We start from the raw sequence: 11,892 nt of genomic DNA, 5'->3' as shown, positions 1-11,892 counted from the left end.
GGCCCGAGAAACCCGAGCCGGAGCAAAAAGAGGCTGCTTAAAACAGCTTTGCGCGACAACTATCTTGAAAAACGCCGGATGATTCGTGGCTATCAGCAAGCAACTCCAATGCTTGCGATGTCTCCAGACTGCTCACCCTGGATAGGATGGCTACGACCTGGGATCTGGTCATGGGTACCTCCATTACAGATGCTTTTTGAAGAACCTTACAGCCAACCAGAGGGATACAGAGGACAGCACTGCACTCGGTACCAATATCCAGTTGGGGTGGATTGTGAATGGAATGGCCAAGTACAGCCCCCACCCACACCACATGCACGGTAAAATCATACGCTTGGCGTAGTGGTGCCTTAACCCAGACTCCCGGGCACCTCCGTATTTGCGTAGATCCCTGAGCATCAACCCATCAAAGAAGGCCACAAACATGAATAGCCCATACAGTGGCAACGTAAACAGCAAGATCACCGCACGGATTAGGCAGACGATTGTGATGTAGATGGCCGCGAGCAGGTACTGTTCGAAAACAGCAATCGAAGCAGACCAAGAGGTGAGCCATCGGTACCTCGCGGGGTCTAAAACATCGGGGCCCATAGGGGAACCGGTTACGGCCTGTGTGATGTAATGGATAGCCTCAGTCGGTGTCCAACCAAACAGCGCTGCATTAACGAAGTCTTCATTCAGATATCCCGCCTCATCGATCACCATTTTGAGGGCGTGCTGGGCTCCTTGCTCAGGCCAGAACCATATCATGCCGCACCATTCAATAATGACGCCGGTGACGGTGGCCCCTACCACCATTCCGATGGAGATGATGACAAACGAGAGGATATCGATCCGTTCATTCGGTGTGGCCATCAGGCAACCCTCGCAGCCAGTTCATCGGGGAGGCCAGCTGCAGTCTGACCAAACGGGTTATTGGCCGCGGTTGGCCTGTCTATGCTCTTCCAGGATCTCAAGTTGTTATACCAGCTATCCGAGGTCTGATAGTTCGATTCCATCAATGCACAGATCTCTTCCACGTCTTTCGGGATCGGTATGTTGTCTTTCTTGTCATCCATCAGCGGGAAACGCAGCTTGTAGAGCTTGGCGCCATCGAGTAGAGCGAAGGCCTGCCCCTTGGGCAGGCGAATAATGTCGGAGGGTTGTAGTAGTGGAACCTGGCGTGTAGCGATGGTGTCCGAGTTGTTCGACTCGAAGTGAATGGTACTGGTCACGTCGGAGTTATCACGTGCAGAGCTCAATGCGCCCAACTCGCTGATCGTGACCTCTGGCAACTGGTTGGTGAGAAGCTCAGCTGTTTCTATTGTCTTGACACGCAGCATGATGATCGCATTGAAGTTTGACAGCATTTGCTGGGCTTTGGCAGCATCGCCTAGTTTGGCCTCTAGGTCGAACACTGACTGGGTGTAGGCTGTAAACCTCACGCCAGAGCCACCGGACTTGTTGAGAATCGGGATAGCGAAGTCTGTCGCCAATTCATTGAATTCATCGCAGTGGAGGTAAACCTTCGGCAACACGCCATTTTTTGCGTCCACAAGCCCCTTCTCCATCCCGTATTTATACAGATAGCCACAGGTAGAGAGCAGGTCGGACAGCATGGAACCGCCAATGGCTTCAGCTACGGTCTTATCTGTCATGGCATCCAAACCGATATAGACCACTGCCTTTTGCCGCATGATGGTCATCCAGTCGATGATGGGTCGAGAGTCTTTAGCGTCGTATGTTGGGGCCACCAGCTCAACCAGCCGGCCAGATGTGACCTTCTCTACGAACGGCAGCAAGGATGCAGTCAGCTTGTCAAAGTAGGTCTTGTCGTACTGAATTGCGGATAGCAGGGCCAGCAGCACAGGATCAAAGATACGTTTCCCCTTTATGTAGGCTTCCAGGGCTGCTGTTCGCTTGGTCCGGCTTTGCATGTGCCGGGGTGGAGCCTTCATGTTCAACTCAATAGTGCTCACATCCTCACGCCAGCGAGCAATCCGGTGCTTCTCGAAGTAATACTCGCTGTAGTCGTTGAATAGCGGCTCCATGTCAGCAATATCGCCTTGGATCTGCACATAACTCGGCCGACTACCCATTGCAACCCTGGCTTGTGCAACGATGTTTACGAATCGCCAAGAGAACTCCGCAAATGCAGCACTGTTTCCCTCACTGGCTAGTTGGCTGGTGGCTCGGGTGGCCACTTCTGAAATCCTGGCGAATGAGCCCACGGCGTTATAGCGGCAGCTGATGTCGGGGAACCCTAAGTGGAAGATGTAGAACGGGCGGTTATGCCTCTTGGCTTCCGTATAGAGGCGCTTAAGGATGCCTGCGTCAGATTTGGGGTCCATGAAGACCGTGCAGCCGTCGCCGCGGGCAATATCTGATGCGACATATATCTCGGCGGCTCGGGTTTTCCCTACACGCGTTGTACCAATCACGATTTTGTGAGCAACCCGTTCTCCAAGGTCTTCGTAGACATCCCTTTCATGAGGCTCAACTGCATGCATGATCGGCGATCCCCCAACGGGGGGGAGGGGGCGGACAGGGTTCCATGGACTGTCTTTGCGAAGCGCTTTGGCGATCGACTCTGCCAACAGCCCTTTCCCCTCCAAGGTAATTTCTGCCCGGCGGGCCAGCTTACTTAGATTGCTGGGCTCCAGGTACTTCATCGCCTTGATGGATTGCGCCTCAATCATCCGTTGTGTGTGAATGGGCTTCCACTCAAAACCGCGGCCGATCCAGTTGAGACGTTGCGAACATGGAACGTCCTGGGGCTTCATCTCGTAGTAACTGAGGCGCGTAAGGTTGCGATGATACTTGCTGACGGTCCATCCGTCGTGAAACCTGCTGAGGGCCCCGGCCGCCAATATGCTGCCACAGGCATAGCTGACCGATGGCGTCATCATGAGAGTGTGAGGCGCCCACATGCACAGTGCTGCTCCCCCGGACATGATCGCAGAGCTATAGAGCTCAACAGGCGGGCGTAGCAGGGATTCGATTTCAAATTTGGCAGTCATGGATGCATTCCATATATGAGATATCGGGGGAGGGGATCCCGCCGGTGAGCAAGGGGCTCCGGCATGGTGGCGGCAGATGGGGGGTTGCCATCTCGGACTAGCTACTGAAAAAAACCAGACTTGGTGATCATAAGCGGGTAGCCTGGGGCGCCTAGCTGATCGGCCAGTGCATCAGCATTCATTGGCCAGAGTTGCATGGGAGCCACCAGCTTTTGCATGTACTCCCACTCTGTTTGGTTCCTTACCTTCGTCAACACACCTGACGAACCATACTGCTCCAACACCTTTCGGTTTGCCTGGAACCAGCGAATGCTGTACTCGTCGGTGCCGATGACGAACAGTGGTTGGGGGAGGTCCGGCAACTCTTTGATCATCTGGGTACCGGGAAGAACTACCGGCTTTATGAGTTTTGGTTCAATAGGGAAGATCCTTGGCAGTGCTGCAGATGAGGGTTTGAAATTCTCCATGGCAGTTTTGAGGTTAGACTTGATTTGATCCAGAGAGTCCGGTTTCTTCAAGTCGGAGTAAAACTGATCATCAACCCAATTCTTGATAGGGAAGGCACTCTCATTCTGGTAGATCACAACCCCTGGAGATGGCACCTCTGCATGTGCACTGCCAGCGATCATCGCCAGCATGATCCCCACAACGGTTATTGCATGGTTTGCTTTACATATTGCCATTGTTTATACACCGAATTGCGATAGGCTGCGGCTTTCGCCGCATCCTTTGGATTGTGATACTGGCCGGTTGCCTGCCACCAGTTTCGGGATTTTTGGTAATGCTCTGATAGGTACTCAGCAGCCGCGTTGAGGTTCGTCCATGGATCCGTGGCCGCCCAAAGGTCACCGCCAAACCTTCCAGAGTGCCAACGCCAATTCACCTGGGCAATGCCGATGTCTACGGATCGGTGTCCCTGGTCAATTAGCTGTTTGCAAAACTGATACAGCGCAACGCGAGTTTTGAACCTATACCCTTTCCCCTTGAAGTTTGCCGTCCATGGCCAAGGCACGATCCGCCCCTTGTTTGTCGACAACTTGCTTTCGGCCAATGAGATTGAATACAGAAGATCCGCCGGCACACGCTTAATCATGGCTACTTCATAGTAGGCTGGTGGAATTGGAGCTACTTGGGGCTTTGTTCCCTTTACCAGTTTCGTTGCATGGCGGCCTTGAACATCGGTTGAGGCGCTACCCTGTGAGGGGCTGGCAAAGGTGAGTATGGCCAGCATGACTGTTGCACTGATCGTCCTAGTCCTCATGGCTTCAACTCAACCGTGTTGTTGAGTTGGACCCTATATGCCACCGGCAACCCTGGGGCGGGTTTAAGGCGAGCGTAGTATCCACTGTCATAGTTTACGGTCGCTTTACCATCAGCCAGCATCTGAGTTGAGATCCCGACAGCACGAGAGAAGGACAACAGATTTTCATCGGATCTGGCGTTGATGACGAAAAGATCAAGGCGGTTGAGCTTGCTCGAACGGGTGGCAAGATTCTTGATGAATCCGGTGCACCTGACATCGCAGTTTTCTGCGTCAGCATAGGCAACTGTTCTCGTGTCTTTGATCGGTACCGCTACACTGTTGTTGCTTAAGCCCGCGGCCTTGGCGCTGTCCACCCCAGATTCAGCATTACGTTTGGCCCAAGCTCTTCTCTCCAAATCAGACATCCAAACCGGGTGGTTCGGGATCAGCGTCTTAATGTATTGATTAACTGCTTCATCAAACTGAACCTCCCTTGCCAGGCGGGCGCGTTCCATTTCGACTGAAAGCTTGGCATATCGGGTGCGATCATAATCAGTCTTGGCGTTGATCCCCATGACCATGGGTGGAGTCAGTTCTGGCTTATTGGCGTAATAGGCAGCATTCGGTCCGGTGGACATCAACTCCTTGTACTCCATCCATTCTGATTGTTTCATCCCCCAAGCCTTTGATTGCCGCAGATCCTCATTCGTCCACTGCAGATACGACGGCACTTCGTTAACTGCAGGCACGGAATCCCGCTGTGTTGTAGATTGGCCAATGGTTGTGAGATTGGAATTTGCTCCTGACCTCAGTTCTACGGCTTGTGCTGAGATGCTGAGTGTTCCTGCAAAAGTGGCGGATAAGATTGCATGCTTAAATTTCATCGTAAGTACCTCAGTGGTAGAAGGCAGCGCGAGCCATCCCGGCCATAAATGAAGATTGCTCCGCCAGAGTAGTAGGGCCTTGATGAGTCAATATAAAGCGAACGGAGGCCAGCAATGTCTTGTGGTGAGCAAGCGGGGACGGTAGCTACTTTCTTCGGCTCAGGAGCCTTCTCTTCGAAGCTTTTTGCTAGCGAACTTGAAAGGTTCTGGATAGTGCTGCACCCACTCAGCAACAAGACTGTCGCAGAAAGTAAAATCCATTTTGGCATCAGTAGCCCCCACTGGCCACGATCGTGAGAACCTTATCCCCCTGGATAAATACAGCCTGTCTCGATTGACGTTCAGCGCTCTCCAAACGCCACATTCCTATTTCATCACCAATTTGAAGGCGCTTAACTTCGTCACCATTCATCATGGTGACAAGCAGGATTCCACCCCAATCATCAACATCGAAGAGCGTGTGGCCATCGATGACCTTGACTACTTCAGGTTTGCTGACTGGTTGGAGTTTTGTGGCGGTATGATGTGACTCTGCAGCTCGTGCTGCTTGAGGTAAAGTCTGGTTACCGGCACTCTTAATCTTATTGATGGCTGCCTGAGAGGCCTCCTGACTAACCCTCAATGCATCAACAGACTCCTGAATATTGTCCACCATCTGACGAGTCTGTCTGGCCCAGGTCAAACTAAGATCGGTGTCCGTTGACAATTTTTCGGTAGATGACTTTAGTGAGTTAAGCTCTGAGTTAAGAGCTGACAAATCTGCTGCCTGTTGCTGCACATGCCGCGAAATTTCACCTACAACCGCATCTGTTTCATTGGTTTTCTTTACGGTGTTAGATTCGATTTTATCCATCCTCGCGACCATCTCAGTTCGTAGATCATCGAAAATCTGTTGAGTGTCTTGATTCTTTGGGAGTGATAGAAATGTGTAACTGGCTAAGCCAAAACTGAAAATTCCAAGAGCCAAACTGACATACGCCGCCGCAATGGTTCTTCCACCAATAGGGTCACCATCATACCTCTCATGTACGTGTCCCTGATTACGTTCCTGAGTCGATTGGTTTTCAGGCTCATGTTCCGTGAGTGGATGCACCGTAGGCTTTTTGTCCTTTCTCATTCGACGGAGGATGTTGCCATTTGATTTTTGCCTATCACTAGACTCTGCATGAATAGACTCCAACGAAGGTTCGACGGGCACAAGGCTTTCTACTAACTCTTCGGCACTATTCTTGAGTGAAGCATCCTGGGAAATCTCTGGAAGGAATTCGTCACTGCCAGGTTGAATGTCTTGATGCTGTGCAGTACCTGTGGTGTGTTCATCAGTGACTGTCTGTTCCGTGCTCTCTACTACTCCCCCAACAATCCAACCCGCACTTGAATCTTCTCCCATAAGTTCTCTGGCAACATCCATCGGGTCGATCTCATGGACTACATCGATATCATCTGTCTTATCTTTGCCGGTGTCAGTTTGGAGATAGGCATCGTCATTAACCTGGTTGTTGCTAACCAATATGTCGTCGTCCTGATTGTTTTTAAGAGTAGGTTTAACACCAAATGAAGAAAGAAGGTTATCTGTCTCGCTGCTCTTTCGACTGAGGAAATTGCTATCCTTTTTCATGGTTGTGCACCGTTATCTTCAATAATGGAAGGATCTGCATCATGGAGTAATGGGACAAATGTGACCACGCGATGTACGGGGTCGACAAGAAGCAGGAAGGCATCTCCAGCAAGTGTCTTTAGCGCAGCTTGGACCGTGACGTATGAGAATTTTCTTTGCACGCTTGGCAAGGGTAAGGTAAGCATCACCTTCGTGCTTTCCGGCAGATTAGACATCTCGGCCAGCGTGTACCCGGTCTGCTGAATAGTGTAGTTAATTGCTTGCCCTACTGTCTCAACGGTGGGCGGAAATGAAAAGCTCACAACGGTAAGAAGCGGATTGGATTGGCGCACTTCAGGAGTGGTGTCGATAGTGGTGTAACGCGAAATTGCATACCGATCTTCTTGTGTTGCCGCGGTGACACCCTGCGCAATCATCATCCAGATTGTCGCTACTGCCAGCGCACTTTTTACTGTCTGCATCTCAATGCGTCCATGGTTGATTTTAGTCGCCAATTTTACCATGACGTGATACCGGAAAATGGGTGCAGTTTTGGCAGTGATTTTTTCAGCAATAGGCAATGAGCTATACGAGGAACCTTGACGGAAAGAACTGCGACATCTAGCAGAGTGGGGTATTGCGAGAGATGGGTTCTACGGAGGGGAAACAAGTAATATAGGAAGGAAAGCTGGATAGACAATATTGCAGGTAAAGTTAAGGCGCCACCAGGCGCCCTAATAATATTCGTGTTTATCTTGAAATTAAAAAGCCGGTTTCTTTTCCTGGCCATTTTATTTGATGTTGGGGAGGAATTTACATTCCGGCCTCTGGCACCCCCTGGGCCTTTCGTCGGGCCAGATTTACTCTGACTAACTGGCCGATCGTTTTTGCCGACGATCTGCGCGGCGTTGTTGAGGTCATGTTCACCATGACGATTCCAATGCTATCGGATCACTCCGGGCTGATCAAGGGAACTAATCGACCACCAAAGAGCAAGGGGAATGGCGAAAGGAAGGGGGCAGGCTGCGCTGCCCTTAACCATTAAAGGGGGTGTGGGGGAAATGAGAGGGCCCAGCACCAATGCGCTGGCGTAGGCCTGCACATCCCCAGGGCGGATTGGGCTTGTATTGCCGCCGGCACTTGTAAGCGGACCGATCAATGCTTGCCGTGTTATCATAACATATTGAATTCTAATGTTTTATGCGTGTTTCTCGACTTTGCGGCGATCTTCCATTCCAGAAGCCTGGCGGACCGTAATATGCAATAAATGGCTCCGAATGGGAATCGGCGGGTTGCTTAGCTCAATCCGTGTGGCCCCAATGGGGTCTACTTTGTGAGGCCAACACGTACTTGAGGAGGTGTGCCGGCCCGTTCTTCATGATCACTTCCGTGCTATTGGCCGCTTGTCTTGTGGCGATAACCCCCACCGGCTGGGATTATTAGTGCAATGAATGTGATCTGTGTCACATATTTTTTCAGTTGCATGCGACCCCAAATGGCGTGGGCGGCGTGCTGTTACTGTGCCGCCTAATAAAAAAGACCCGCAATAATTGCGGGTCCTTCCTATCTTCTTGTTCGCTTGGCGAACAGGCTTAGTTGAGAGTTTATATAGTCGAGCTGAGTTTGGGTTTCTATGGCCAGAGTGCTCTCTGTTTCATCTAGCTGGAGATCGAAACCACTGTAATTCGATATCCTTCTGTTACTACCATCGATAATTTTCCATCTGAGGTAAATCCTGTTGTAACTCCGATGTGGGATTATTATTAATGGAAGAACATTACGAATCTTCAAATTAAGCTCATTGACGATATTTGAAATCTCGGCCTCTATATAGTCATCGCTCATCTGCTTCAAAGAGTTTAGACAGAGGCCACCCATTCCTTTCATCATGCCTCTTCGGCTGCTGTTTCCTTCACGATTTCAGGTTCGATATACGCGTCCGCAGGGTTGCTTTTCCTTTCAGCAACGTTATGGATTTCAGGGGCAAATTCATGCCGGGTTTCACCACGCATGTGACCAATCGATGGCGAGATCCCAATCGACTCATAGCGCTCAGCAGCCATGCGAGCTTTCTCGTTATTTGCTGAAACGTCATCTCGTGTGACAGGGGTGTGTCGATAGGATGCAGCGCGCGAAATGAGTGCTCGGCAACCCCGCATAACATCCCGAATGTAAGTGGTTCTTGCACTCGGGCTCAGCAGTGCGACATGGCTTGCAAGCATGACAAGACGAATGAAGGAATCAATTTCCAGGACTGCATACAGGAACTGATAGTAGAGCTGGCTACCACTACGAACCTGGTAGACTATGGGTTTCACGGAAAATGATTCAGATGAGGTGAAGTTCTCTGGTACCCGGTCTTCCATGTAGCTAATCAGTGACTGCTTTTTAGTTTTCAACTCTTCTCTGAACTCTGTGATTGCTGTCCAGATTGAATCAAACCAGAAGTCTGCGTAGGGATTGTCGAGTCGGATATCCCCTTCAAGGATCATCATTGATTGCGCCAACATGGTCAGATTGTGTGGGGTGAATTTTTTCTTCTGACCATTGTCGTCAGTACCGTCCTGATCCGATTCACGCTTTACGCCGGAGAACAGTGCGGCACCCTCATAGGTATGGATCTCGATTTTGATATGTGATCTGAGTCTGCCCAGTTCGGTTACCCGATTGTTCGGTGTGCTCGAGGCCTCTTCATTGCTGAGGGCTCCAAGAATCAGTTTGCTGCTCATTTTTCTATTTCTCCGTTTGTTGATCAAATGATGATGTCGACAGCGTGGTATACCTGTGTAGCCATTTTTTTGATGCTGGGTGTGATAGTGATGTTGAGTCCCATGCCACTACATGCATTGGTACATCTCCTGACGTCAGCCTGATTCCACTTTGAAATCCTACCCATAAGTACGCCGAGATGCTGCCCTGCATGCTTTAGTGAAATTTCTTCGCGCTCATCGCCTTGGTAAAATTCAACGATGAACCTGACGATCTGCGTGTAAAGATCCAGAGGGTCCATAACATCGAAATTTGGTTGGAAGAGATTCAGAGTATGGATCACAAGCCCTTCAAGACGTGGGTCTATTTTCGACGTTGGTCGCCCGGGGGTGTTTTGCGTCCCCATCCACTGAATGGCTGAAATTGGTGAGCCTGTAATGATCCCTATCTTCTTTCTGTGAATCTTTAGCATGGACAGAAGCTGTTGAGTTCGGATCACTTCGTTATGCTGTTCTGATGTCTCCCCGATGATCATAGCGATGTCTGGCGACAACCTTATGTGCTCCGGAAGTATCAATGTTGCAAGTGAGCCCAGCCTGCTTGGATTCATCCTGCAGTATTGAACGACTGACATAAGTTCATCCCTTTTTAGAAGGCATACATCAGCTAGGAAATCACAATTTGTGAAGCTGCTGCTGATCAGATGCAGTAGAAGGGCTCGGGGGAACTGAGCATTTGCATCTTCGTCGCGTGCAGGCATACCATTGGCGATGGCACTGTATACTGGGCGAAGATCGATAGTCCCAAAGCATCCGCTTGGGTCATCATGAATGTCATCCATCACTCGGCGTTTGAATTGAAGCGTCTTTATCCAGAATTCATTCTGGCAAAATTGCTCAAGCCCATACCCCGTTAGGTTGTGAGAAAAGGGGGTCGCATATGAACGATGTAGGATGGCGTGCCTGATTATCTCTGCCAGGAGTGAGCCACAGCATGCGATCAATTTGTCCCGTTTATTCGACATCACACTCTCCGCTGTTTAGTGCCACACTGATCGACATGCGTCGTATCAACCGCATTAGTCTGCCACAAGCTGCGTGAATTGTGTTGTCGTTTGATTCATCGATCATGGAGATGATTGTGGCGTTGGCCCAAGACGATCGTGATAGGTTGAATCGCATATGAATTGACTCTGCCATCTCGTTTTCATCGCGATATCCATTTCGAAGAGCTAATTTGTCCAGGCCGGCCGCCAGTGATTCGCTTCGTGATGATTGTGCCCCGAGTAGAAGTAGGGGGATTGCTCTGACCATTTGCACTCTGGTGGTGACGCTACGCAGATCAACACAGAAGCCACCATGGGTGAGCGTTGATAGCTTTATTCCATATGTTGAGGAAATTGATTCGGCTGTGAGATAGATTGCGTGATCAAGAAATGTGAGGTCTTGTTGTGCTTCAGAGATATGTTCTGGTGCCGTGGTGATCGTGATGTCCGGCATTTTGGCGACCAGAAGTGAAATGGCTTGGCCAACACTGTAACCTTCGATGGGACTTGCAGGATTGTTGTCCCACATATCCGGACCGTCGCAAATCTGCGAGAGAAGAGCGGCCACGTTCTTGATTTCCATGGCAGATGCTGACCGGAGCTTATCCGCACCAAACTTAACGATGCTGTTCCAGCTTGCTCGGTAGTCGCGAATAAACCGCTTCGATGAGGCCATCACCTCTTCGTAACTACTAGGTGTATCAATTGGGATTTCAAGCTGCTCGTTGCCGTAGAGCTCTGCAATTGCTAACAGTCTCTCCCCGCCATCAAGCCTTCTAAGATCCAATTCTTCTTCAAGCCCGTTCACTGATTATCCTCCCGCAATCACCACAAATTTTGTGTCTTTTTTTTTTGCGATATCTATCTGATATCGCCTAGTGTTATGAATCTGTTTGCATTGTCAAAGTCGAGGTCAAGCATTAGCTGCTCAGTACCCTGTGCTGTTAGCACCATCACGTGAAGATCAGCTCGTTTTCGCATTCCAACAATCTCAGCTGTGATCATTGTGCTACCCAAGATAGAACGCTCGAACGTCAGTACCGATGCAATGGCATGCTGAACTTTAGATACCGCTTCTCGTCTCGCTTTTGGATCCAGGTTCTTGTTTGCGCCATTTTGATCTAGAAAGGTGTAGAACAGCCCCGGACTGACGAAACAGAGCCTACGTTCTGAAACGATGTGTACCACGCCTGCTCTTGCATTTACCTGGAGTGCTCCAGTCATGATCTGTGCACGTAGCCACTCAATAAATTGGTGTGCGGTATCAGATCGACCAGAAATCGATTTTTTAATAGAGGGTGCCGCGGATTGCTGCGTCTCCTGACTTGCACCCGGCGCCTGCGTATTCCGGCGAAGTTGAACAGCCATTCCGGCCAACGTGAACACCCTGATCCTTAACGCGCTCACGTCACCCC

Annotated in this window: 11 protein-coding genes; all 11 read right to left on the bottom strand. The window is 50.2% G+C overall.

Translation table 11 applies throughout. The features are described from left to right. Positions 1-183 precede the first annotated feature (183 nt). Complete coding sequence (locus tag PG887_RS20600; RefSeq protein WP_210538264.1) at positions 184-855, bottom strand: DUF4400 domain-containing protein; 672 nt, start codon at positions 853-855, stop codon at positions 184-186. Further along, the gene (traD, locus tag PG887_RS20595; RefSeq protein WP_210538263.1) at positions 855-2,999 is read right to left on the bottom strand and encodes a type IV conjugative transfer system coupling protein TraD; all 2,145 of its coding nucleotides are present in this window, start codon (positions 2,997-2,999) and stop codon (positions 855-857) included. Before traD ends, PG887_RS20600 begins: the two co-directional genes overlap by 1 nt. A 101-nt stretch (positions 3,000-3,100) precedes the next feature. Next, positions 3,101-3,637, bottom strand: a complete 537-nt coding sequence (locus tag PG887_RS20590) for a PFL_4695 family integrating conjugative element protein (RefSeq protein ID WP_210538262.1) — start codon at positions 3,635-3,637, stop codon at positions 3,101-3,103. 14 nt (positions 3,638-3,651) lie between these two features. Further along, positions 3,652-4,230 (bottom strand): transglycosylase SLT domain-containing protein, encoded by a 579-nt coding sequence (locus PG887_RS20585; RefSeq protein WP_210538261.1) that lies wholly within the window; start codon positions 4,228-4,230, stop codon positions 3,652-3,654. 26 nt (positions 4,231-4,256) lie between these two features. Beyond that, on the bottom strand, positions 4,257-5,126 hold the full coding sequence (locus PG887_RS20580; protein WP_210538260.1) for a hypothetical protein: 870 nt from the start codon (positions 5,124-5,126) through the stop codon (positions 4,257-4,259). A gap of 268 nt (positions 5,127-5,394) precedes the next feature. After that, positions 5,395-6,744, bottom strand: a complete 1,350-nt coding sequence (locus PG887_RS20575; protein ID WP_210538259.1) for a hypothetical protein — start codon at positions 6,742-6,744, stop codon at positions 5,395-5,397. Continuing rightward, positions 6,741-7,205, bottom strand: coding sequence for a PFGI-1 class ICE element type IV pilus protein PilL2 (gene pilL2 / locus PG887_RS20570; protein WP_210538258.1), 465 nt, complete (start codon positions 7,203-7,205; stop codon positions 6,741-6,743). Before pilL2 ends, PG887_RS20575 begins: the two co-directional genes overlap by 4 nt. A 1,404-nt stretch (positions 7,206-8,609) precedes the next feature. After that, entirely contained in the window at positions 8,610-9,452 is an 843-nt protein-coding gene (locus PG887_RS20565; RefSeq protein WP_210538257.1) for a PFL_4669 family integrating conjugative element protein, read from the bottom strand. Between the two features lie 23 nt (positions 9,453-9,475). Then, positions 9,476-10,066 (bottom strand): hypothetical protein, encoded by a 591-nt coding sequence (locus tag PG887_RS20560; protein ID WP_210538256.1) that lies wholly within the window; start codon positions 10,064-10,066, stop codon positions 9,476-9,478. A gap of 379 nt (positions 10,067-10,445) precedes the next feature. Then, positions 10,446-11,285 carry a hypothetical protein gene (locus PG887_RS20555; RefSeq protein WP_210538255.1) on the bottom strand — a complete coding sequence of 280 codons (840 nt, stop codon included), beginning with the start codon at positions 11,283-11,285 and terminating at the stop codon, positions 10,446-10,448. A 53-nt stretch (positions 11,286-11,338) separates the two neighbouring features. Beyond that, on the bottom strand, positions 11,339-11,892 hold a 554-nt coding region (locus PG887_RS20550; protein ID WP_270822786.1), incomplete at its 5' end, for a conjugal transfer nickase/helicase domain-containing protein.

This window comes from Aeromonas sp. QDB14 (assembly GCF_027707845.1).
GTDB lineage: Bacteria > Pseudomonadota > Gammaproteobacteria > Enterobacterales > Aeromonadaceae > Aeromonas > Aeromonas caviae.
This window is presented reverse-complemented; position numbering and strand designations above follow the sequence as displayed.